General features: G+C 66.9%; 14 protein-coding genes. 4 read left to right on the forward strand and 10 right to left on the reverse strand.

Going from position 1 to position 22,462, the window contains the following annotated elements; all coding sequences use genetic code 11:
- Nucleotides 1-11: 11 nt before the first annotated feature.
- Nucleotides 12-1,514, reverse strand: a complete 1,503-nt coding sequence (locus ATE67_RS07325) for a tryptophan halogenase family protein (protein WP_058816078.1) — start codon at nucleotides 1,512-1,514, stop codon at nucleotides 12-14.
- A 179-nt stretch (nucleotides 1,515-1,693) separates the two neighbouring features.
- Between ATE67_RS07325 and ATE67_RS07330 the strand changes: the two genes are divergently transcribed.
- Nucleotides 1,694-4,999 carry a TonB-dependent receptor gene (locus tag ATE67_RS07330; RefSeq protein WP_058816079.1) on the forward strand — a complete coding sequence of 1,102 codons (3,306 nt, stop codon included), beginning with the start codon at nucleotides 1,694-1,696 and terminating at the stop codon, nucleotides 4,997-4,999.
- Between the two features lie 287 nt (nucleotides 5,000-5,286).
- Here ATE67_RS07330 and ATE67_RS07335 read toward each other — a convergent pair whose 3' ends face one another.
- The 3 genes from ATE67_RS07335 to ATE67_RS07345 are packed head-to-tail and all read right to left on the reverse strand — an operon-like array spanning nucleotide 5,287 to nucleotide 9,609.
- Entirely contained in the window at nucleotides 5,287-6,006 is a 720-nt protein-coding gene (locus ATE67_RS07335; protein WP_156416938.1) for a DUF6445 family protein, read from the reverse strand.
- A 31-nt stretch (nucleotides 6,007-6,037) separates the two neighbouring features.
- The gene (locus ATE67_RS07340) at nucleotides 6,038-7,207 is read right to left on the reverse strand and encodes an endo-1,4-beta-xylanase (RefSeq protein WP_082660252.1); all 1,170 of its coding nucleotides are present in this window, start codon (nucleotides 7,205-7,207) and stop codon (nucleotides 6,038-6,040) included.
- Complete coding sequence (locus ATE67_RS07345) at nucleotides 7,204-9,609, reverse strand: glycoside hydrolase family 3 N-terminal domain-containing protein (RefSeq protein ID WP_197411899.1); 2,406 nt, start codon at nucleotides 9,607-9,609, stop codon at nucleotides 7,204-7,206. The genes ATE67_RS07340 and ATE67_RS07345 overlap by 4 nt, the downstream gene beginning before the upstream one ends.
- A gap of 91 nt (nucleotides 9,610-9,700) precedes the next feature.
- On the opposite strand from ATE67_RS07345, the gene ATE67_RS07350 reads away from it, so the two are divergent.
- From ATE67_RS07350 to ATE67_RS07360, 3 genes are all read left to right on the forward strand, one after another.
- Nucleotides 9,701-11,863, forward strand: a complete 2,163-nt coding sequence (locus ATE67_RS07350) for an alpha-glucuronidase family glycosyl hydrolase (RefSeq protein ID WP_082660254.1) — start codon at nucleotides 9,701-9,703, stop codon at nucleotides 11,861-11,863.
- Nucleotides 11,864-11,945: 82 nt separating this feature from the next.
- Nucleotides 11,946-13,025 (forward strand): LacI family DNA-binding transcriptional regulator, encoded by a 1,080-nt coding sequence (locus ATE67_RS07355; RefSeq protein WP_058816081.1) that lies wholly within the window; start codon nucleotides 11,946-11,948, stop codon nucleotides 13,023-13,025.
- Complete coding sequence (locus tag ATE67_RS07360; RefSeq protein WP_058816082.1) at nucleotides 13,022-14,803, forward strand: IlvD/Edd family dehydratase; 1,782 nt, start codon at nucleotides 13,022-13,024, stop codon at nucleotides 14,801-14,803. Before ATE67_RS07355 ends, ATE67_RS07360 begins: the two co-directional genes overlap by 4 nt.
- Before the next feature lie 34 nt (nucleotides 14,804-14,837).
- Here ATE67_RS07360 and ATE67_RS07365 read toward each other — a convergent pair whose 3' ends face one another.
- From ATE67_RS07365 to ATE67_RS07390, 6 genes are read right to left on the reverse strand one after another with little or no spacing between them, the layout of a single operon-like run.
- Nucleotides 14,838-16,238 carry a cation:proton antiporter gene (locus ATE67_RS07365; RefSeq protein WP_058816083.1) on the reverse strand — a complete coding sequence of 467 codons (1,401 nt, stop codon included), beginning with the start codon at nucleotides 16,236-16,238 and terminating at the stop codon, nucleotides 14,838-14,840.
- A 9-nt stretch (nucleotides 16,239-16,247) separates the two neighbouring features.
- Entirely contained in the window at nucleotides 16,248-18,158 is a 1,911-nt protein-coding gene (locus ATE67_RS07370; protein WP_058816084.1) for a sialate O-acetylesterase, read from the reverse strand.
- Entirely contained in the window at nucleotides 18,155-19,030 is an 876-nt protein-coding gene (locus ATE67_RS07375) for an SMP-30/gluconolactonase/LRE family protein (RefSeq protein WP_058816085.1), read from the reverse strand. The genes ATE67_RS07370 and ATE67_RS07375 overlap by 4 nt, the downstream gene beginning before the upstream one ends.
- The gene (locus tag ATE67_RS07380) at nucleotides 19,030-19,818 is read right to left on the reverse strand and encodes an SDR family NAD(P)-dependent oxidoreductase (RefSeq protein WP_082660256.1); all 789 of its coding nucleotides are present in this window, start codon (nucleotides 19,816-19,818) and stop codon (nucleotides 19,030-19,032) included. Before ATE67_RS07380 ends, ATE67_RS07375 begins: the two co-directional genes overlap by 1 nt.
- A gap of 2 nt (nucleotides 19,819-19,820) precedes the next feature.
- Entirely contained in the window at nucleotides 19,821-21,260 is a 1,440-nt protein-coding gene (locus tag ATE67_RS07385; RefSeq protein ID WP_058816086.1) for an aldehyde dehydrogenase family protein, read from the reverse strand.
- Between the two features lie 16 nt (nucleotides 21,261-21,276).
- The gene (locus ATE67_RS07390; protein ID WP_058816087.1) at nucleotides 21,277-22,416 is read right to left on the reverse strand and encodes a fumarylacetoacetate hydrolase family protein; all 1,140 of its coding nucleotides are present in this window, start codon (nucleotides 22,414-22,416) and stop codon (nucleotides 21,277-21,279) included.
- Nucleotides 22,417-22,462 lie beyond the last annotated feature (46 nt).

Below are 22,462 nucleotides of genomic sequence, written 5' to 3' on the forward strand. Positions count from 1 at the left end.
CGCGGCCGGGATCAGGCGGCGCAATGCTCGCGGATATAGTCGCGGTGGAGCGGCATATGGTCGACCGACGCGGTGACCGCGGCCTTGATCTGGCGCAGCCGGTCGCGCGTCTGTTCGATCGGCATCAGTTCGGCGACCGGGTCGAACCGGCGCGCACCGAGCCGCTGGCCCTCCATCACCGCGAACCAGCTGGTGTCGTTGAACAATTCCTCATGCTCGCGAAAGGCGCGGCCGCTGCTCTGGAACACGCGGATCTTTTCGGCGAGTCGGTCGGGGATCGGCATCGTGCGGCAATAGGTCCAGAAGTCGGAATCGTCGCGCGTCGTCACATGATAATGGAGCACCAGGAAATCACGCACCAGCTCGCTCTCCTCGACCATCAGCCGGTTGTAACGGTCGATGCTGGCGGGCTCGAAGCCGGTGTCGGGGAAGTTCGACAGCAGGCGCGCGATTCCTGTCTGGATCATCCAGATGCTGGTCGATTCGAGCGGCTCCATGAAGCCTGCCGACAGGCCGATCGCCACGCAATTCTTGTCCCAGAAACGCGCGCGGTGGCCGGTGGTGAACTTCAGGAAGCGCGGATCGGCGAGCGGCTTGCCGTCGAGGTTGGCGAGCAGCACCGCCGCCGCCTCGTCGTCGCTGATATGGTCGCTGCAGTAGACATGGCCGTTGCCGATGCGGTGCTGGAGCGGGATGCGCCATTGCCAGCCCGCCGACCGCGCGGTCGAGCGCGTATAGGGCGTGAAGTCACCGCCATGCTCGCACGGCACCGCCACCGCGCGGTTGCACGGCAGATAGGCCGACCAGTCGATATAGGGGACGCCGAGCGCCCGCCCGATGAGCAGGCCGCCGAACCCCGAGCAATCGATGAACAGCTGTCCGCCGACGACGCGCCCGTCCGCCATCGTGACATGTTCGATATGGCCGGTTTCTCCATTGCGCGCGACGTCGGTGATCTTGCCCTCGACGCGGCGCACGCCGTTGGCCTCGGCCAGCTCTCGCAGATAGAGCGCGTAAAGGCCGGCGTCGAAATGAAAGGCGTAGGCGATCGACGACAGCAGCGAGCCCGGCGCGGTCGTGGGGCGCATGAACTTGCCGTGGCGGGCGGCCTTCGCCATCACCGAATAATCCTCGACGTCGGCGAACTCGGGTTCGCCGCGCAGCCGTTGCCAGAAAGCGTGGAAGGACACGCCGCTCATATCGACGCCGATGTTGCCGAAGGGGTGGAAATAGCGCTGGCCGATCCCGCCCCAGTCGACGAACTCGATCCCGAGCTTGAAGCTGCCCTTGGTGCGGCGGACGAAATCGTCCTCGTCGATGCCCAGCATACGGTTGAAGATGTTGATCTGCGGGATCGTCGCCTCGCCGACGCCGACGGTGCCGATCTCATCCGATTCCACCAGGGTGATGCGCGCATAGTCGGGGCCCAGGATGCGGGCGAGGGCGGCTGCCGTCATCCAGCCCGCGGTGCCGCCGCCGACGATGACAATCGACTGAATTCGGTTCGTTTCCATCACACTCCCCCTCCGGCGTCGGCATTTTTGTCACACCCGATCGCCGTCATTGATCCCTAACGCAAATCACTGCTTGTCGAAACCCGGTGTATGCCATATGACAGACGAATGGTAGCGCTACCTTTTGGGGTCTGCAACCATATGAGGCCGGAAAGGCCCATCACATGGGAGGGGTTTAAATGCCTGTTGCAACGATATTTTCTCGTGAAGCTTGGCTCTCGAATCAAGGTGCACCACGGCTCCGCCTGAGCGCTTCGACGCTGGCACTTGTCGCCGCCACGATAATCGCTACCCCGGTTTTTGCCCAGGACGGCGAAGTCGCCGAGCCAGCCGCCGACGATGCGATCGTCGTGACCGGCTTCCGCGCCGCGTTGCAGAGCGCGCAGGGCCGCAAGGAAAATGCGGACACCGTCATCGACTCGATCACCGCCGAGGACATCGGCGCGCTGCCCGACCGCTCGGTCACCGAAGCGCTGCAGCGCATCCCGGGCGTCACCATCAACCGCTTTTCCGCGGGCGTCGATCCCGATCACTTCTCGGTCGAAGGATCGGGCGTCACGATCCGCGGTCTCAGCTATGTCGGGTCGCGCTTCAACGGCCGCGATGCGTTCAGCGCGGGCAACGGCTCGGGGCTGAGCTTTGCCGACGTGCCGTCGGAACTGCTCGCGGGCGTCGATGTCTACAAGACGCCGTCGGCGGACCTGATCGAAGGCGGCATCGGCGGCATCGTCAACCTGCGTACGCGCCTGCCCTTCGACCAGACGGGCCTGCTGATCGCCGGTTCGGCCGAGATCAACTATGGCGATTTCGTCAAGAAATCGGCGCCGACCTTTTCGGCGCTGATCAGCAACCGCTGGTCGACCGGGATCGGCGAGATCGGCATTCTGGCCAGCGCCTCCTATTCGCAGCTCTATTCGCAGGCCGACCGCATCGGCATCTCCAGCTTCCGCCCGCGGACCAGCTATTCGGACGGGACACGCACCGATGTGGTGCCCTTTGCCGGCGCGACTGCGGGGCCGTCGGTGCTGTTCCCGCGCGGCGCCGTGCTTGGCCGCCAGAATTTCAACCGCGAGCGCTACGGCTATTCGGGCGCGTTGCAGTGGGAAAGCAACGACGGCACGCTGGCCGCGACCTTCCAGTTCCTGCGGTCCGACGCGCGCCAGGCGTGGAGCGAGAATACGATCGAAATCGCCACCGACAATGTGTCGAACAACGGGGACTCGCGCGCCGTCGCGGGCACCTCGCTCGACTTCGATGACAGCGGCGTGTTCGAAAATGGCGTGATCACCGGCCCGACCGGCTGGCGCGCCGACCAGCAGACCGACGATGTGCGCACGCCGGTGCTGGGGCTGCAATCGAACAATATCCGGCGCGACCATTATGAGCGGATCAAGACCACCGACTATTCGGCCAATCTGCGCTGGACCCCGACCGAGAATTTCGCGCTGAATTTCGATTATCAGCACGTCGATTCGAAGAGCGACGTCGAGGACAACACGCTGTGGGGATCGTCCTATCAGGATGCGGCCATCACGCTGAACGGCAAGGGCCTGCCGCTGGTGCAGTTCCTGCCGCCGCAGACCTGCATCAATCCGGCCTGTCCGGGGCCGGAAGGATCGACCGGCGGCACGATCGGCTTCGACGACGACGATCATCCATCCTATTTCGGCGCCAACCATCAGAGCTTCACCGATCCGTTCAACAGCTTTTACCGCGCCGCGATGGACCATCTCGAGGCGAGCGAAGGCAGCGAAGACGCCTTCCGCGTCGATGCCGAACTGTCCTTCCCCGACAGCGGCTTCCTGAAGTCCGTGCAGGTCGGCGGACGCTATGCCGACACCGAGCAGACGGCGCGCTTCTCGATCTACAATTGGGGCGTGCTCAGCGAGCAATGGGGCAATGGCGGGCCGGTCTGGTTCGACGACAATGTCGACGGCGTGGTCGGCGGCAATGGCGGCACCCCGCCGCAGGGATATGAGCAGGTCTATTATCCCAATTTCTTCCGCGGCGCCGCGAACAATCCGATCGCGGGCCAGGGCCGCCTTTTCTACGCGGGCGACACCGTCAAGGACCGCGCCGCCTATATCGCCTATGCCAACGCCATTGCGCGCGAGTGGCAGGGGACGACGACGTGCGGCGTCGACGGCCGGACGATCAACGCGGGCTGGAATTCGCTCGCCGACCGCTGCGGCAACGTCGCCGGGACGCCGTTCCAGCCGGGCGAGATCAACCCGCAGCAGAACAAGAATTTCGCGCTGTACGGGATGGTCAAGTTCGATACCGAGTTCGGGGGCGGAGCGCGGCTGACCGGCAATGTCGGGCTGCGCTACACGCGCACCAAGCGCACGTCGCAGGGCTTCCAGCAATTCGCCAACAACCCGACCTCGATCACGACCGAACAGGCATGTATCGACGCCGCAAACGCCGGCCAGCCGGCGACGGGTTTCTGTACCTTTACCCCGGCGGTGCGCCAGCAGGCGCGCGACTATCTGAACGGCGCGCTGCTGCCGATCGACGCCAAGACCACCTATGATTATTTCCTGCCAAGCGTGAACCTGAAGCTCGAGGTCGGCGGCGGGCTGCAGTTCCGCGCGGGCTATTTCAAGGGCGTCTTCGCGCCGCCTTTTGGCTTCTCGCGCAATTATTTCAACGTGACCGGCCTGTCCGCCGAGCAGAATGTCGACAGTAGCGGGGCGGCGATCCCGGGCAGCTTCCGCATCCAGTCGACGGTCACCGCCGGCAATCCGAATCTGTTGCCCACGACGTCGGACAATTTCGATCTCACCGCCGAATATTATTTCAGCAAGGTGGGACAGATCACCCTGTCGCTGTTCCATAAGCGGCTGCACAATGTGGTGACCAACGCGACGATTTCGACCGACCTCACCAACAATGGCGCGACCTTCCCCGTCGTGCTGACGACGGCGGTCAATTCGGAGGACACGGGCAAGGTCACGGGCGCCGAGGTGTCGTACCAGCAGGTGTTCGACTTCCTGCCGGGACCGCTGTCGGGGCTCGGCGTCCAGGCGACCTACACCTATGTCAAATCGTCGGGTGTGCCGCAGACGACCTTGTCGGCGACCGACCCGGACGTCGCGGCGGGGCGGCAGTCGGCGATCGCCGGCGACGCCTTCCCGCTCCAGGGGCTGTCGAAGCACACGATCAACTTCACCCCGTTCATCGACATCGGGCCGTTGTCGCTGCGCGCCTCGTACAATTGGCGCTCGCGCTATCTGCTGACGATCCGCGACGTGATCACGCCGTTCGATCCGATCTTCCAGCGCGCCTATGGCCAGCTCGACGCGTCGGCGACGGTCAGCGTCACCGACAATTTCAAGCTGGGCATCCAGGCGGTGAATATCCTGAACTCGCAGACCAAGACCGAAGCCGCGGTGCTCAACGGCGCGGGCGAGATCCAATATGTGCCGCGCCAATGGTATATCAGCGATCGCCGCTTCACGGTCCTGGCGCGCTTCACCTTTTAGGAGTGCATCCCGCCTCCTTACTGGGGCCGCCGCTTTGCAAGAAGCGGCGGCCCTTCTTTATGGCGGCTAGATCGATTGCAAGCTCGCGGCGCTTGCGGGGCTTGGGGGTGGAAACGAGACGATCCTCCCCACTTGTGGGGAGGTGGCAGCGCGAAGCGCTGACGGAGGGGGCTCTCGTCCTTGAGCGAGGCGTCAGGCCGAGAGCCCCCTCCACCACCGCCTGCGGCGGCGGTCCCCCTCCCCGCGAGCGGGGAGGATTAAGAACGTCCCCTTTCGCCCGAAACCGGTCACGCGTGTGCGGGGCGATAGGCGAGGAACATCGTCGCGGTCAGGCGCCCGGTGCGTGGATCGGCGGGATGGGCGACGGCCGGGTCGATGATGCCCGCATGGAGGGCGTTGCTGCGATAGAGGATCAGCCGGTCGAACGCCGCCGGTATCGCGGCGATCCGGGCATGATCGGCGGTGTCGGGCGACGGATAGGCGGCGTGGGGATGCTCCGCGAGCGCTGCGTCGCGGGCGCGATCCCATGCCGGTTCGCGGTCGGGCGAGATCGCCTCATAGCCTGTCGAAAGCTGCCGGAAAAAGGCGGTGCCGCCGAAATGCGGCGGGCAGAGATAATGGACCGTGGCGAAATGCAGCGGATCGCTGGTGTCGATATGCGGCACGGTCTGGAGCGGAACGAGCGCGGCCGCCGGGGTCGCGACGATCGAGAAGAAACATTCGGCGCGCGCCAGCCGGACGTCGCCAAGCGCATAGACACGGCGCACGAGTGGATCGAGCCGCGTCGCCATCGCGCGGACATAATCGAGCGGCATCGGCGCGCGCAGCCCCGGATAGAGATTGCCCGCAACGGGCGCAAAGGCGACCGCATCGCAGGCGAAATCGACCAGCGCCTGCGGGTCGGTCGTCGCGCCGTCGATGCGGATCAGCGGCGATCGCTCGGCGCCGATCGCGAGGACGTCGATGACCGCCGTGTCGGCGGGACGGCAATCGGGCGCGGTCGTCATCCGCCCGTCCTTCGCCGCGATCGCCGCGCGGTCAAGCGCGCGGCGCGGCGCCCGCGAACAGCTCGGCCAGCGCGGCGCGCATCGGGTGCGGGCGATAATCGTCGCCATAGGGGCAACAGCGCTGCGGCAGGCCGTCGGCGCGCGGCGCGAAGCCCTGCAGCCAGCTATATTTGTCGACCATGCCCCAGGCGAGGATATCGCGCAGCTGCGGATAGGCGAGCATCACCTCCATATAGGCGCGCGTGTAGTTGGCGACCCCGGCGTCGCGCGCCGCATAATCGGCGGGCAGGCCATTGTCCTTGACGTCGAATTCGGTCAGCAGCAGCCGGTAGCCCATGCCGGTGACGTCGTCGCAAAAGGCGCGCCATTCCTTGAGGTCATAGGGGCCGATACCCGTCTTGCGGTCGATCGTGCGCATTTCGATGTGCGACTGAATGCCGAGCGCGTCGCACGGCACCCCGCGCCTCCGAAACCCCTCGAGCAGGCGGAGCACCCCGGCGCGGTGGTTCGCATGGCCGGGCTCCCAGCTCATATAGTCGTTATAGACGAGCTCGGCGCCCGGCAGTTCGGCCCGCGCCGTGTGGAAGGCGAGATCGACGACCGCCTCGTGGCTGCCCATCGCCTTTGATAGCGAGGTGTCGACGAAGGCGCCGGTCTGGTCGTCGAACAATTCGTTGACGACGTCATAGCTGTGGATGACGCCGCGATAGCGCCGCGTCACCGTCTCGATATGGCTGGTGATCAGCCGCGCCGCCTCGGTCGCGGGCCGCGCGCCATAGTCGTAAGTGTTGACCCATTCGGGCAGCCATTTCGGACGGTGCCACAACAGGGTGTGGCCGCGAATGTCGAGCCCCTTCGCCTTGGCGTAGCGGACGATCGCGTCGAAGGCGGCGAAATTATATTGGTCGGGACCGGGCCGGATCGCCTGCCACTTCATCTCATTCTCGGCGACGACGAGCCCGCATTCGCGCTCGATGATCCGACGATACTCGGGATTGCCGATCGAGCCGCTGTCCGATCCTTCGGCGCCATAGGCGATCGCCGAGCCGAAGCGCAGCCCCTTGCGCTGCGCGATCGCGTGTAGGCCCTCGCCCGGCGCGGGCGACGAGGCCGCCGGGGCGGCGGTGCCCGCGCAGGCGGTGAGCGACAGCGCCGAGAGACCGGCAAGCGCCTCGCGCCGGCTGAACGCGATGTCGCTCATGGGGTGATCACCAGCTTGGCGCTCTGCAGCTCGGCCGAATTGGGGCCGACGAGGATCTCGAACTCGCCGGGTTCGATGACGCGCTTCATCTCGGCATTCCACATCTGGAAGGCCGCGGGGGTCAGCGTGATCGTCACCGGCTTAGTCTCGCCGGGTTTGAGCGTGATGCGCTGAAAGCCTTTCAATTCCTTGACCGGGCGGGTGACCGAGCTGACGCTGTCGCGGACATAGACCTGCACCACTTCGTCGCCGGCGCGCGCGCCCGTGTTGGCGACATCGACCGTCACCGACACCGGCTGGCCCGCGGCGATCGACGCCGCCGACAGGCGCGGGGCGCCGATGGTGAATGTGCTGTAGCTGAGCCCATAGCCGAACGGGAACAGCGGCGCCTTGTCATCGAACAGATAGCCGCGCCGCGCCGTCGGCTTGTGGTTGTAGAAAAAGGGCAGCTGACCGACGTTGCGCGCGACGGTGACGGGCAATTTGCCGCCCGGATTGACCCGCCCGAACAAGGCGTCGGCGATCGCATGCCCCTGCTGCTCGCCGCCGTACCAGGTCTCGAGGATCGCATCGGCCTTGGCGACGACGCCCGGATAGGAGGGCGGGCGGCCGTTGACGAGTATGACGACGACCGGCTTGCCGAGCGCCTTCAGCGCGTCGAGCAATTCCTCCTGCTCGCCGACGATGTCGATGTCCGACCGGTCGCCCAAGTGCGTGTCGGCCCAGCCTTCGCGGCTGGTCTGTTCGGTGTCGCCGATGAAGAGCAGGATATGGTCGGCGCCGCGCGCCGCCTCGACCGCCTCCGCGATGCGCTGACGGTTTGCGGCGGGATCGGCGAGCTGAACCTCGTCGGCCCACCAGTCGTCATTCTCGGTGATCTTGACGCCTTCGCTGTAGACGACCGTCGCCTTGTCGCCGACGAGCGCCTTGATCCCGTCGAGCGGCGATACGGTCTTCGGCGGGATGCCGTAATAGCCGCCGAGCCGCGCCACCGCGGCGTTGGGGCCGATCACCGCGATCTTCGGCTTGGCCGCGCCGGCGGCGGGCAGCGCGAGCGGCAGCACGCCGTCGTTCTTGAGGAGCACCAGCGATTTTTCGGCGGTGCGCCGCGCCAGCGCGATCGCCTCCGCATTGTTGGTCACCGCCGTATCCTTGAGCCGCGCGAAGGGATTTTCGAACAGCCCGGCGAGGAATTTGATCCGCAGCATCCGCGTCACCGCGGCGTCGATGTCGGCTTCCTTGACCTTGCCGGCGCGCACCGAGTCGACCAGCGTCTTGAACGCCGCGCCGTTGGGCAGGTCGCTGTCGACGCCTGCCGCCAGCGCCTGGCGCGCGGCGTCGGCGAGGTCGGGGGCGATCTTGTGCAGCTTGACCAGATCGTCGATCGCATAATAGTCGCTGACCACCGCGCCCTCGAATCCCCATTCGCCGCGCAGAACGTCGCCGAGCAGCCATTTGTTGACGTGGCTCGGCACCCCGTCGATCTCGTTATAGCTCGCCATCACCGCCTCGATCCCGGTGCGCTTAACCACCGCCTCGAACGGCGGGAAGAAATCCTCGCGCAGCGTGCGTTCGGCGATCGGCGCGGGGCCGACGTTGGTGCCGCTTTCGGGCTGGCCGTGGCCGGTCATATGCTTCAGCGTAGCGAACACCTTGCCCGGCGCGAGCGGGCCGGGACGCCCCTTGCCCTGCAGGCCTTCGACCGCGGCGACGCCCATTTCGCTGACCAGATAGGGATCCTCGCCAAACGTCTCCTCGATCCGGCCCCAGCGCGGGTCGCGCGCGACATCGACGACGGGCGAGAGCACATAGGGCACGCCGCGCGCGCGGACCTCGCGCGCGATGACGCTGTTGACGTCGCGGATCAGGTCGGGGTCGAAGGTCGACGCCATGGCGATCGATTGCGGGAAGCTGGTCGCGTCGCGTGCAGCTAGACCGTGCAGCGCTTCCTCGTGGAAGAGGACGGGGATGCCGAGGCGCGTGTTCTTGGTCGCCCAGGTCTGCACCGCGTTCACATAGTCGACGCTTTCGGCGATCGAACGCAATTTGTTGGTACGCGGGCTGCTCGGGCCGCTGCGGTCGGAGGGCCGCGCGATCTGGCCCAGCCCGTCGGGGAATTTCTGCGACGCCTTGGCCGCATTCCATGTCGTGTCGGCGTTCTGGACGTCGGCCTTGCTGTCCCAGAGGGTGATGATTTGCGCGACCTTTTCCTCGAGCGTCATGCGCGCGAGCAAATCGGCGACGCGCGCATCGACCGGCAAGCTGGCGTTGCGATAGGGCGCATTGGCGGGTGGTTTGGCGGCTGGGGCGGGCGATGCGGATGTCGCCGGCTGCGCCACGACCTGCGCCAGCGGCAAGCTCATCGTCGTGGCCAGAAGCGCGGCCGCCAAAGTCGTGCGCATGATCAGTCTCTCCCGTTTTTGCTTGCGCGGATCGATTCCCCGCGCTTATGGTAGCGCTACCATGAAAGAAAGCGGCGCGGGCTGTCAAGCCATGCCGAACGCTTTGGGGAGGGACGAGATCAGCGCGGCGCGAGTCATCGGAGCAATATGGGCAGGCGCGCTCGCGGTCCTTTCCTGTGCCGGTCCCGCGCATGCCGAGGACGGTTATGAGCTTTGGCTGCGCTATCGCCCGCTCCCATCATCCTATGCCGAGGGCGTCGCCGCGGCGGCGCCGGATCTGACGATCGACGCGCCCCGGAGCGCCACGGTCGATGCGGCCGCGACCGAACTCCGCCGCGCCTTTGCGGTATGGCTCGACCGGCCCCTTGCGATCGCGCACGCCGGCGCGGGCCTGTCGCTCTGCCGCGTCGATCGGCCGTGCGCCGAAAAATTGCCGCCCGCCGCCAAACAAGCCTCCGCTTTCCCCGGTGCCTTTCGCATCGACCGCCTGGACGGCGGCGGCATGGTGATTTCGGCGCGCGACGACATCGGCCTGCTCTACGGCAGCTTCGCCTTGCTCCGCCATATCCAGCAGCAAGCGCCGCTCGACGCGATCCCGCAGGCCGATACGCCGCGCGTTGCCATCCGCATGCTCGACCATTGGGACAATCTGGATGGCAGCGTCGAGCGCGGCTACGCCGGTCGCTCGATCTTCCAGTGGTGGCGGCTGCCGGGCTATGTCGATCCGCGGCTGACCGATTATGCGCGCGCCAATGCGTCGATCGGGATCAATGCGGTCGCGGTGAACAATGTCAACGCGCCCGCGACCTTCCTGACGCCGCGCTTCATCGCCAAGACGCGCGCGATCGCCGACACGCTGCGTCCCTATGGCATCCGCGTCTTTCTGTCGGCGCGCTTTTCGGCGCCGCGCGACCTGGGCGGGCTCGCCACCGCCGACCCGCTCGACCGCGGGGTCCAGCGCTGGTGGCGGGCGAAAGCCGACGAAATATATGCCGCCATCCCCGATTTCGGCGGCTTCCTGGTCAAGGCGAACAGCGAGGGCCAGCCGGGGCCGCAGGATTACGGCCGAACCCATGCCGAAGGCGCAAATATGCTCGCGCGCGCGATCGGCAAGCGCGGCGTCGTGATCTGGCGCGCCTTCGTCTATGATCCCGACCCGGCGGTCGAGCGGACGATGCAGGCCTATAACGCCTTCCAGCCGCTCGACGGGCAGTTCGATTCCAATGTCATCGTGCAGGTCAAGAACGGGCCGCTCGATTTCCAGCCGCGCGAGCCGGTCAGCCCGTTGTTCGGGGCGATGTCGAAGACACAGCTTGGCCTCGAGTTGCAGATCACCAAGGAATATCTCGGATTTTCGACCCATCTCGCCTATCTGGCGCCGCTGTTCGAGGAGGCGCTCGATACCGGCGGGCTGGGCAGGGACGGGCGCACGACGCTGGCCGACATCGTTGTGGGCGGCCCGACCAGCCTGATCGCGGGGGTCGCCAATATCGGCGCCGACCGCAACTGGACCGGATCGCATTTCGACCAGGCTAATTGGTACGCCTTTGGCCGGCTCGCGTGGAATCCGGCGCTGTCATCCGACGCTATCGCGCGCGAATGGGCTGCGCAGACTTTCGCGCCCGACGCGGCGCTGATCGACGCCGTCGCTGCCCTGATGATGACGAGCCGCCAGACGGTGGTCGATTATATGACACCCCTCGGCCTCGCGCATTTGATGGGCAGCGACCATCATCATGGCCCGGCGCCGTGGGTCGATGATCTTGGCAGGCCCGACTGGAACCCGGTCTATTATCACCGCGCCGACGCCGACGGGATCGGGTTCGATCGGACCGCCAGCGGCAGCAACGCGCTCGGCCAATATCCGGCGGGGCTGGCGAAGCGCTATGCCGACGAAAGCGACCCCGCGCTGCCGTTTTTGCTGTGGTTCCACCACAAGCGCTGGGACGACCGGCTGGTGACCGGGCGAACAGTCTGGGACGAGCTGGTCATGCGTTACGACCGCGGTGTCGCCGGGGTGGATGGCCTGGCTGCCCGATGGGGCAGCCTTCGCGGGCGGATCGACGCGCCCCGTCATGCCGAGGTGGCGGCATTGCTCAAGGTCCAGCAGGCGGAGGCACGCTGGTGGCGCGATGCGTCGATCGCCTATTTCCAGTCGCTGTCCCGGCGTCCGCTGCCCGCCGGCCATGCCGCGCCCGCGCACCCGCTGTCGTGGTACCGCGACCAAAGCTTTCCCGAGGCGCCGGGCCGATGAACGCGGCGTCCCCCCGATATTCGCCTAGCGCTGACAGGCCAGACGTTTTAGGGACGCTGGCATGAGCCAAAAGAGCGCTACCATGCCCCGACAGGGCCGCCGCCACGGCAAGGCCCCGACCATCTCCGACGTCGCCGCGGCGGCGGGCTGTTCGCCGATGACGGTCAGCCGCGTCATCAACGGCGATTCGAACGTCCGCGCGGCGACGCGCAGCCAAGTGATGGAGGCGATCGCCGCGCTGCGTTACATGCCGAACCGCGCCGCGCGCAGCCTGGCGGGCGGCGAGCAATTGCGTATCGCCTTGCTCTTCGACAACCCCTCGGCCTCCTATCTCAGCGAATTTCTGATGGGCGCGCTCGAAGAGGCGACGGCGAGCGACATCCATCTGATCGTCCAAAGCTGCCTCGACGTCGCCGAGGCGCAAGCGCTGATGCGCAACCTGGCGCAGGGCGGGATCAAGGGCTTCATCCTGCCGCCGCCGCTGTGCGACGATCAGAGCGTGCTCGACCTAGTCAGCGAACTCGATGCCATCGCGATCGAGGTCGGGCCGGGCAAGGCGACGGGATCGCACGGCGCGGTGATGATCGACGATTTCCAGGCCGCCTATGACATGACCAAACATATCATCGACCTGGGTCATAGCCGCATCGGCTTCATCATCGGCAATCCCGAACAGGTTGCGAGCGGACGGCGGCTCAACGGTTATCTGGCGGCGATGGCCGATGCGGGACTCGACACCCCCGACGAGTTGATCGTGCAGGGCCGCTTCACCTATCGGTCGGGCATGGACGGCGCCGAGCGTCTGCTCGCGGTCAATCCCCGGCCGACCGCGATCTTTGCCTCGAACGACGACATGGCGGCCGCGACCGTGGCGGTCGCGCATCGCCGTCACCTCGACGTCCCCAACGACATCACGGTGTGCGGGTTCGACGATACCGCGATGGCGAGCACGATCTGGCCCGAGCTGACGACGATCCGCCAGCCGATCCGCGAGATGACCGCCTGGGCGGTGTCGGCGATCGCGACGATCATGCGCGCGCGCAAGGCCGGCGAGGACGCCGAGGAGCAGCGGATGACGATGCCCTATTCGTTGATCCGCCGCGAATCGGACGCCGCGCCCAGCCTCGCCACGCGCCGGCCGAAGGGCGCCGAACGGCAGTGACCACGCCTCCGCCCCGCCCCCGGCTGCGATCGCGCGACTGGTTCGACAACCCCGAACGCTGGGACATGACGGCGCTCTACCTCGAGCGCTTCATGAACTATGGGACGACGCCCGAGGAATTGCAGTCGGGAAAGCCGATCATCGGCATCGCGCAGTCGGGCAGCGACCTCAGCCCCTGCAACCGCGTCCATGTCGATCTGGCGAAGCGCGTGCGCGACGGCATCCGCGACGCAGGGGGCATCCCGATCGAATTTCCGGTCCACCCGATCTTCGAGAATTGCCGCCGCCCGACCGCGGCGCTCGACCGCAACCTCGCCTATCTGGCGCTGGTCGAGATCTTGAACGGCTACCCGCTCGACGCCGTGGTGCTGACCACCGGCTGCGACAAGACGACGCCGTCGCAGGTGATGGCGGCGACCACCGTCGACATCCCCGCGATCGTGCTGTCGGGCGGGCCGATGCTCGACGGCTGGCACGACGGCGAACTGGTCGGCTCGGGCACCGTGATCTGGCGCAGCCGCCGCGCGCTGTCGGCGGGGCTGATCGACGAGGCCGAATTCCTGGGCCGCGCGACGTCGAGCGCGCCGTCATTGGGCCACTGCAATTCGATGGGCACCGCATCGACGATGAACGCGGTCGCCGAAGCGCTCGGCCTGTCGCTCACCGGCTGCGCCGCGATCCCGGCGCCCTACCGCGAGCGCGGCCAATATGCCTATCGCACCGGGCGGCGGATCGTCGAAATGGTCCACGAGGATCTGCGCCCGTCGCGCATCCTGACGCGCGAGGCGTTCCTGAACGCGATCGCCACGGTCAGCGTCTGCGGCGGATCGAGCAACGCCCAGCCGCATATCGTCGCGATGGCGCGGCACGCCGGGGTCGAGTTGGAACCGGACATCTGGAGCGAGCATGGCTATGACCTGCCGCTGCTCGTCAACATGCAGCCGGCGGGGCAATATCTGGGCGAGCGTTTCCACCGCGCCGGCGGGGTGCCCGCGGCGATGTGGGAGCTGCTGAATGCGGGCAAATTGTTCGGCGATTGTCTGACCGTCACCGGGCGCAGCATCGCCGACAATCTGGCGGGGCAGGAGAGTGCCGACCGCGAAATGATCCGACCGTTCGCCGATCCGTTGCAGGCGAAGGCGGGATTCCTGACGCTCAAAGGCAATTTGTTCGATTTCGCGGTCATGAAGACATCGGTGATTTCAGACGAATTCCGGCAGCGTTACCTGTCGCGCCCCGGCGCCGAAGGGGTGTTCGAGGCGCGCGCGGTCGTGTTCGACGGTTCGGACGATTATCACCACCGCATCAACGACCCGGCGCTCGACATCGACGAGAATTGCATATTGGTGATGCGCTCGTCGGGCATCCTCGGCTGGCCCGGATCGGCGGAGGTCGTGAACATGCAGCCGCCCGACGCGCTGATCCAGCGCGGCATCCAATGGCTGCCGACGCTGGGCGATGGTCGCCAGTCGGGCACGTCGGACAGCCCGTCGATCCTCAACGCCTCGCCCGAAAGCGCGGCGGGCGGCGGTCTCGCCTGGCTGCGCGACGGGGACATGATCCGCATCGACCTCAATGCCGGGACCTGCGACATGCTGGTCGATGCTGACGAAATCGAACGGCGCAAAGCCGACGGGCTTCCCGAGATACCGCCCAGCAACACGCCATGGGAAGAGCTGTTCCGCGAAAAGACCGGCCAACTCGGCGAAGGCGGGGTGATGGAGTTCGCGCTGAAATATCGCCAGACGTCGCGGCAGTTGCCCCGCCACAACCACTGACCCGCCCCGCGGCGGCCGGAAACTCCGAAGAAGTTTAAGCTAGCTTGCCAAGCGAGACCGTCGGCGCCGCGTCGGCCGCGGGCGGTTCGGCGCCGAGGGCGCCGAGCTCGCCGGCCTCGCGCGCCTTGCGGCCATAGACGAGTTCGAACAGCGGCCCCGCCATGACGGTGGTGACGATCGCCATCAGCACCATGATCGCGAACAGCGTCGGGCCGATGATGCCTTTTTGCAGACCGATGTTGATGATGATCAATTCCATCAGTCCGCGCGCATTCATCAGCGCGCCGATCCCCAAGGCGGTGCGATTGTCCTCGCCCGCAAGCCGCGCAGCAAGCCAGCAGGCGCCCAGCTTGGCCGCAATCGACGCCAGCAAGATGCCGAGCGCGATCGCGAGCAGCGACAGGCTGTTCACGGTGGTCAGCTGGGTATTGAGGCCCGAATAGGTGAAGAACATCGGCAGAAGGAAGACGACCGTCATCGGCTCGATCTTCTTCTTGATCTCTTCGGTCAGCAGCCCCCGCGGCATACAGGCGCCAAGCAGGAAGCCGCCGAAGACCGCATGAATGCCGACCGCGTCCATCAGAAAGGCCGACAAGGCATACAGCATCAGGACGACGGCAAGCAGCGTATGCGTCAACTCGCCCCTCGCCTCGACCGCGCGGCCGAGCGGGATGAGCAGACGGCGGCCGATGACGGCCATGAACAGCGCAAAGCCCACCCCGCCGACGATCGCGAGCAACGCCACGCCCGGCCCGCCGCCGAAGGTCGCAAGCACGATCGCCAGAACGCACCACGATACGGCATCATCGAATGCGCCCGCGGTCAGGGTCAACGTCCCGAGCGACGTGTTGGCGAGGCCGCGTTCGTTGATGATGCGGGCGAGCATCGGAAAGGCCGTCAGCGCGATGCACGCGCCCATGAACAGCGTCGCCGGGCCTTGGCCCAATCCTTCGGCGAACAGGCCCGGAATATCGAGCAGGAAGGGCGTGATCGCCGCAGCGAACAGAAAGGGCGCGACGATGCCTGCGGCGGACACACCGAACGCACTTCTCGCCTTCGAGCGGAAATGATCGAGCCGCAACGTCGTGCCGACAAGGAACATGTAGAGTCCGACGCCGAATTGCGCGCCGACGTACAGGACATTGCGCGTTTCCTTGGGAAAGAGCGCAGCCTGAAATTCGGGGAAGAAGAGGCCGAACAGCGAGGGGCCGAGCACGACGCCGGCGATCATTTCGCCGACCACCTGCGGCTGGCCCAGAAACCGTGCCGCAAGCCAGCCGACGACACGGCAAGTCAGCAAAATTACCGCGATCTGAAGAAAGAAATGAATGCTGAAGTCGCCCGGGACATAGCTTTGCACCCCACCGACCGTGGGACCGTGCGCGCCCATCACATCGCCGATGGTCCGGAGGAGATGATTCCATATGTCAGTCATAAGCGCGCGTCACCGGATCATGATTTCGAAACTGCCGACCGGCAGATTGTCGGCATCGAACAAATTGACGACCGGCGCATCGGCCCAGCTATACCGGACACGCGTCGCAGGTCTGCCGTCGTCGACAATGGTGACGGACATATCCGCAGCGCGGGCATCGGCAAAGCGACAACTGCCCGCCGCGTCGCCGCATAGTTCGAAGCCGATCGCGCCGTGGCTGCTCCAGGACATCAGTCCCCCTGTCACCCCGTCGAAGCGCACGACAATTTGGCCGTCTTTTCGCGTCGCATCGACGACGCGCGGGAACGGACCGCCAGCGGCCGCCCGCGCGAGCCGGTGGCCGAGCTCGATCTTGTTCGCGGGATGAATATCGAGCCTTTCACCCAGGTCGAGCGCGGGAACCAGCGTCATCGCCGGGTCGGCATCGGCAGCGCGGCGTTGTTCGTCGCGGAGCGCCGCCCAGCCGCTTTCCGCGGGCTTGGTCGCCGGATCGCCATAATTGGCGAGACCGACAACGAGCAGTGGCAAATCCTTGCGTCCGAACTGGGCGCGCCACCCGGCGATCAGCGCCGCGAGCCGCGCGTCATATCCGGGCGTCCCGACATCGGCCTCCCCCTGATACCAGGCGATGCCGTCGAGGCGGATCGGGCCGAGCGGCGCGACCATCGCGTTGTGGATCAGCCCCAGTCCGGCGATCTGGTCCCACGGCGGGCGCGGCGCGCCGCCCGCCTTGTCCGTCGCAATCGCATAGGACCAGCCATCGCCGAGCGGGATTTCGCTGCCATCGGCGAAGCTGAGCTTGAGCGCATCGGCGGGGCCCTGAAAGCCGCCATTGCCCCAGCTGTCGCCGACGAGGACCATGATCTCGTTCACCCCGGTGCGCCAATATCCGGCGGGAACCGCATAGCGGCGCGGGTCGGACCAGCTGAAGCTGTTGGCGATCACTTTGCCATTGACGAAGGTTTCGTCGCTGTCGTCGATGACGCCGAGCGAAAGCGTCGCGCCTTGCGCCGCCTGCGCCGGGGTCAACGTCACGCTGCGCCGCGCCCAGACATAGCCGTTGAAGCTTTTGAAGTCGGTCCCCTTCCATTCGTCCCAATAGGATATCGCGGGAAAGGGCTGCCATGTCAGGCGGTCGGGCTTGATCCACGGTTCCTCGCCCGGCGCGTCGCCGCTGAGCTTTCGCCACCAGCCGGCCCAGCGCGGGAAGAACGCCTGGTTCGCCGCAAGCGGATCGCGCGTGTAGAGCGCCAGCAGGTCGGCCTCGTCCTGGCCGTAGATCGATCGCGTCGCGGCGGGCGTCAGCCAAGCGCGGATTTGCGTCCCGCCCCACGTCGCATCGACCGCGCCGATCGCCACCCCGCGCGCCGCGCGCAGGTCGCGCGCCATATAATAGCAGGCGGCGGAGAAATCGGGGACGCTGTCGGCCGACGCGGGCGACCATGAGGGCCGCGCGGCGAAGCGGCGTTGCGGCAGCGTCGCGGTCGCCTTTTCGACCGTCAGCAGCCGCAGGCCGGGGTCGGCGAAATTCGCCGCCTGCGTATCGAAATCGAGCGCACGGCGCACCGGCAATTCCATGTTCGACTGGCCCGAGCAAAGCCAGACATCGCCGAGCATGACATCCTTGGCGGCCGCCGCCACCCGTCCGTCCGCGCCGCGAACGGTGAGTTCATAGGGGCCGCCCGCCGGAAGCGCGGTGAAGCCGGCCTGCCAATATCCCTCGCCATCCGCGGTCGTGGTCGCCTTCTTGTCCGCGAGCGTAACCGTCAGCTTGTCGCGGGGCGCCGCGGTGCCGCTCACCAGGATCGGCTGGCCGCGCTGGATGACGGCATGGTCGGTGAAGGTCGGGGCGAGCGTGACCTGGGCGTGTGCCGGACCGGCGCAGGCCGCGGCCGCCAGCAGCAGCGTCCGCCAGGTCATGCCGCGCGCACCAGCGGCAGCGGGTGACCGCCGACGTCGGGGCGAAAGGCGAATAACGCCCCCGCGAGCGGTTGCGCCGCGCGCTCCTCCGCCGACATCTCCTGATGCGCCGAGGTTGCATAGAGCGTCGCCAGATCGGGGCCCCCGAACGCCAGCTTGGTGATGTTCGCGGTCGGAAAGTCGACCTTCGCAATCTCTTCGCCCGCCGGGTTGAAACAGCGCGCCGCCCAGCCCGCATAACAGCCGACCCAGACATTGCCCGCTGCGTCGGTGATCGACCCGTCGGGGTGCCCCATGCCGTCGCCGAAGGTCACGAACGGCCGCAACGCACCGGGCAGTCCATCCGGCCCGATCGGGGCGGCCCGGATTGTTCCGGCGAGCGTATCGGTGAAATAGATCGTCGCGCCGTCGGGGGCGATGGCGGGGCCGTTGGTGATCGCGATCCCGCTGGGCCCCGCCTGCTCGACCTGTCCCGCCGCCAGCCGATAGAAATTGCCGGTTTCGGCCTCGCACGCATTGTCCATCGACCCGAACCACACGGCGCCCGTTGCATCGGTACAGGCGTCGTTGAGGCGATTGCCGGGCCGATCGGCCTCGACCGCCAGCCAGGCCGTGAATTCCCCGCTGGCCGGATCGAACCAGTGGAGCCCGCCCTGCAGTCCGCACAGCAGCCGCCCGTCGTCCGCCGGCAGCGCCCAGCCGATTTCGCCCGGCGCGGACCACTGGTCCAGCGCGAGCGATGCGGGGTCGAAGCGCAGGAGCCGCTTCTGCTTGATATCGACGAACCACAGGCACTGGCGCGCCGCGTCCCACACCGGCCCCTCGCCCAGCGACGTCGACGGCAAGGCGACCGGTTCGGGCGTCATCGTCATCAGCGCCAGCCCGCGTCGACCCAATAGTCGTGGCCGGTGCACATGCGCGCGTCGTCGGAGGCGAGGAACAGCGCCATCGCCGCGACATCGGCGGGCTGAACGCGCGCCTTCAGGCATTGCGCGGCGATGATCTCGGCCTCGCCCTCGGGCGTGTACCATTTGGCCTGGCGCGGGGTTTCGACATTGCCGGGGATGATCGTGTTGACGCGGATATTGTCGGCGCCCAGCTCACGCGCCATCGAGCGCGTCATCCCCTCGATGGCGGCTTTTGCGGTCTGGTAAAGCACCAGATCGGGCAGCGCGAGGTGCCAGCTGATCGATCCGAAATTGACGATCGATCCGCCGCCCGCCGCCTTCATGCCCGGGATGACCGCCTGCGCAGCGAAAAACAGATGCCGCAGATTGACCGCGATCCGCTCGTCCCAATAGGCGGGGGTGACGTCGCTTATCGCGTGGCGGTCATCGTTCGCCGCATTGTTGAGCAGGATGTCGAAGCTGCCGAGTTCGTCGGCGAGCATGGCGATATTGCCGCCCAGGCTGTCGAGATCGGTGAGATCGCAGCGGGCAAATCGCGGGGGCGACGCGGCATCGACCGACAGGCGGCGCGCCAGCGCTTCGCCGGCCTCGACCTGCCTGTCGAGGAAGGCCACATGCGCGCCCTGCGCGGCAAAGCCGCTGACCAGCGCCTCGCCGATCCCGCTCGCGCCGCCGGTGACCAGCACGCGCTTGCCGATGAGACTGGGGTATTTCGCCGCCGCTTTCGGATCGTGTGTCGTTCGAGTCAGCACGCTCAATCCCCCGTGTAGACCGTCTTGATCTGCGTATAAAATTCGACCGCCGCAAACCCCTGCTCGCGCGCACCATAGCTCGACTTGCGCGTCCCGCCGAATGGCACATGATAATCGACCCCGGCGGTCGGCAGATTGACCATCACCATGCCGGCGCGGACATGCTTGCGGAAATGGCGGGCGTGCTTCTGGCTGTTGGTCACAATTCCCGAGGACAGCCCGAATTCCCCGGCGTTGGCGAGGTCCAGCGCCGCGTCATAATCCTTGACCCGCACGGTCGAAACCACGGGGCCGAAGACTTCCTCCTTGTTGATCCGCATGTCGGGATTGGTGTCCGCGATCAGCGTCGGCGTCATATAATAGCCGGGCGTCGCCGCCTTCGCCGGATCGCCCCCGGTGACGCAACGCCCGCCCTCGTCGACCGCGATCTTCGCATAGCGCAGATTCTGCTCGAACTGCGCCTCGCTCGCCGCGGGACCGACCTGCGTTTCGGGATCGAGCGCCGCGCCGACGCGCAGCCCCTTGGCCTTTTCGGCGAGCGCGGCGACGAAACGGTCGTGGATCGCATCCTCGACGATCACCCGAGACGATGCGGTGCAGCGCTGGCCGGTCTGGAAGAAGCCGCCGTCGAGCGCGATCGCCACCGCCTTGTCGAGATCGGCGTCGGCCAGGACGACGAGCGGATTCTTGCCGCCCATCTCGAGCTGCACCCGCGCCTGCCGCGCCATCGCCGCCATGCCGACCTTGGTGCCAACGCCCTGCGATCCGGTGAAGGAGATGGCATCGACGCCGGGATGGTCGGCAATCGCCGCGCCGACTTGGCCCTGCCCGAGCACCATGTTGAACACGCCCGGCGGCGCCCCGCATTCCATGATGATGTCGGCGAGCGCGCTCGCAATCGCCGGGGTTACATTGGCGGGCTTTATCACGACGGTGTTGCCGAACGCGAGCGCCGGCGCCGATTTCCACGCCGGGATCGCGATCGGGAAGTTCCACGGCGTGATCAGGCCATAGACGCCGACCGCCTCGCGATAGGTCGCAACGTCGAGCCCCGGCCGCGTCGATTCGAGCGTCTGCCCGTGGCGGCGCAGCGCCTCGCCGCCGAAATAGCGGAAGATGCGCGCGGCGCGCATCACTTCGCCCATGCCTTCGGCGCGGGTCTTGCCCTCTTCGCGCGCAAGCAGCTCGCCAAGCTCGGCGGCGCGCGCCATGATCGTCGCCGCGACCTTGTCGAGCAGGTCGGCGCGCACTTCGGGCGAGGCGTTCGCCCAGCCCGGCTGCGCGGCGCGCGCGGCGGCGACCGCGGCATCGACCGCCGCCGCGTCACCCGCGGGGAACAGCGCGACGACCTCGTCGGTGTTCGACGGGTTCAGGCTTTCCAGCGTCGCTCCCTCGGCGCCGATACGCTCGCCGTTGATCAAATGCCCGAGTTTCAAAGTCATGGCGTGGGTAAGTCCTTCAAATACGATCGATGAGCCCGCGGCTCGCGAGATTGCGGAACAATTCGGTGATGCCCATCGTCCACGGCGGCGCATCGCGCGATGTGGTGACGATATTTTCCAGCGCCCCGAGCCACGGCGAGGAAATTGTCACCCGGTCGCCGACCTTGTGGGTGAAACCGCCGCCGGGCACGTCGCGGTCCTGCGTCGGCGCAAACAGCGTGCCGAGATAGAGCGCATAGCCATCGGGATAATGATGTTCGCTGCGCGCCTGCGCCGCGAGGTCGAGCGGGTCGCGGCTGATCTGGCCCATCTGGTTCTTGCCGGTCAGCACATAGCCATCGGCGCCCTCGATCCTGAGGTCGATCTCGGCGCTGCGCACATCGTCGATCGTGAAACCGCCGTCGAACAGGCGGATGAACGGCCCGAGCGCCGCCGAGGCGTTATTGTCCTTTGCCTTGCCGAGCAGCAGCGCCGAGCGGCCTTCGAAATCGCGAAGGTTCACGTCGTTGCCCAGCGTCGCCCCGACCGCTTCTCCCGCGCTGTCCATGACCAGCGCGACCTCGGGCTCGGGGTTGTTCCAGCTCGAATCGGACCGCACCCCGATCGGCGCCCCGGCGCCGACCGACGAGAGCACCGCCGACTTGGTGAAGACCTCGGCATCGGGGCCGATCGCGACCTCCAGATATTGCGACCACATATCCTCGGCGATCAGCGCCGCCTTGAGCGCGGCCGCCTCGGCCGAGCCGGGGACGACCGCGCGGATGCCCTGCCCGATATGCTGTTCCAGCCCAGCGCGGATCGTCGCGGCCTGCGAGGCGTCGCCGCGCGCGCGCTCCTCGATCACGCGCTCGATCGCCGACACGGCAAAGGTGACGCCCGCGGCCTTGATGCATTGCAGGTCGATGGGACTGAGCAGGCGCGCGCCGTCGGGCAGCGCCGGCGCCTCGGGATCGAGTGCGGCGACCGGCCTGCCATGCTCGGGCAGCCATTGGCGGCGCGCGATCGCGGCCGATACGGTCGCCGCGCTGGGGGTCAGGTCGTAAAGCACGCCGCCGTCGATGAGCACGGGCGTCGGACCCGCGCCGAAATCGACTCGTCCGAGCAGGCGAGCAGACCGCCAATCGGCGGGCAAAACGGGGCCCAACGCAAAACCCATTGACCTGAAACCTCCCCACAGCCATTGTTGTGATAGCGCTACCATC

The sequence above is a fragment of the Sphingopyxis sp. H050 genome (assembly GCF_001468265.1).
Lineage (GTDB): Bacteria > Pseudomonadota > Alphaproteobacteria > Sphingomonadales > Sphingomonadaceae > Sphingopyxis.